Source organism: Cupriavidus sp. KB_39, assembly GCF_052114485.1.
Lineage (GTDB): Bacteria > Pseudomonadota > Gammaproteobacteria > Burkholderiales > Burkholderiaceae > Cupriavidus.
Map to the genome: position 1 here is coordinate 1 of NZ_JBFREV010000124.1, position 1,378 is coordinate 1,378.

At 55.7% G+C, this 1,378-nt stretch carries 1 protein-coding gene; it reads right to left on the reverse strand.

What is annotated here, in order from left to right:
* Nucleotides 1-1,333 (reverse strand): IS3 family transposase gene (locus AB4Z27_RS28990; RefSeq protein WP_441645981.1). Its coding sequence is split into 2 segments (ribosomal slippage), with 1,331 coding nucleotides annotated over them: nucleotides 1-845 and nucleotides 848-1,333; the frame shifts between segments, so codons are not numbered across the junction. This gene is flagged as partial in the annotation.
* Nucleotides 1,334-1,378: the final 45 nt, after the last annotated feature.

The following is a 1,378-nucleotide window of genomic DNA, read 5'->3' on the forward strand; positions in this document are numbered from 1 at the left end:
GGACTCAGCCCTTTTAGTTTGAGCTTGATGCGGTCATGATTGTAGTAGTGAATGTATTGGCGCAGTCCATCCTGCAGTTGCTCGATGCTGGTGAACTTGTTCAGGTAGAAGAATTCGGACTTTAGGATGCCGAAGAAGCTCTCCATGGCWGCGTTGTCGAGGCAGTTACCTTTGCGCGACATACTGGGACGGACACTGCGCTGCTTGAGCATCGATCGATAGGACGCCATTTGGTATTGCCAGCCCTGATCCGAATGCAGGATCGGTCGGTCCTTGGGGCCGAGTCGAGCAAACGCCTTCTTGAGCATTTTGCTTACCATCTCGAACAACGGACGCCTGGCCATCTCGTATGCGACGATCTCGCCGTTATGCAGGTCCAGCACCGGCGAGAGGTATAGCTTCTCGCCGGCGACGCTAAATTCGGTCACATCGGTTACCCATTTCTGATTCGGACGCCCGGCGTGGAACTGCCGTTGCAACACGTTGGGCGCAACTCGGCCCACCGCACCTTTGTAAGAACGGTATTTCTTTGGCCGGACGAGAGACTTCAGGCCCATGGCTTTCATCAGGCGCTGAACCGTCTTGTGGTTGACGATCAATTCCGCTTTCCGAAGCGCCGCCGTAATGCGGCGGTAGCCGTAGCGACCTTTGTGCTGCGCAAACAGCTCACGGATTCTTGCCTTCAGTTCCGCATACCTGTCCTGCGCCTGAAGTACTGTTTGCTGATAGTAGAAGGTGCTTCGTGCCAGGCCTGCGACCTTCAACAGCCCCGCCAATGGATACTGCCGCCTTAGCTCAAGCACTATTTGCGCTTTTKGGGTTGCGCAGATTTCTTGTTCGCTTGAACTAAGGCGTCGAGTTTTTTTAGGTAGGCGTTCTCCATGCGCAGGTAGTTCAGCTCGTCAATGAGCTCCTCGCGCGTGCGCGTGCGATCACCAGATGGCTTCGGTGGCTTTGCTTTGGGAGTGGGTGGCGACATCTTCCTGGGACGCCCTTTTGGGCGCGATGACAAGGCCTCTATACCCCCTGCATCATACTGGCGTTCCCAAATGCCAATCGCACCGAAGTTGCGAATATCGAACCATGCTGCGACTTCGCGATGCGACAACCGCTGGCTTCGCATCCGCTTCAGCACGGCAAGCTTGAACTCGGCGCTGTAGTGCGTGTACTTCCGTTTGATGCTCGCCGCGCCATGCAGGCGGTATCCCGCCACCCAGCGCCGTACTGTTCCGCTGTCTATTTCATGGCGTTTGGCGATCTCACCATAGCCTGCCTGACCGTCCAGGTAGCTCTGGATAACTGTCAGCCTGAACTGCTCCGAGTACCGATACATGAAAACACCCCAAAAGTTGGTGTCCAACTTTTGGGGTGCAGTTCA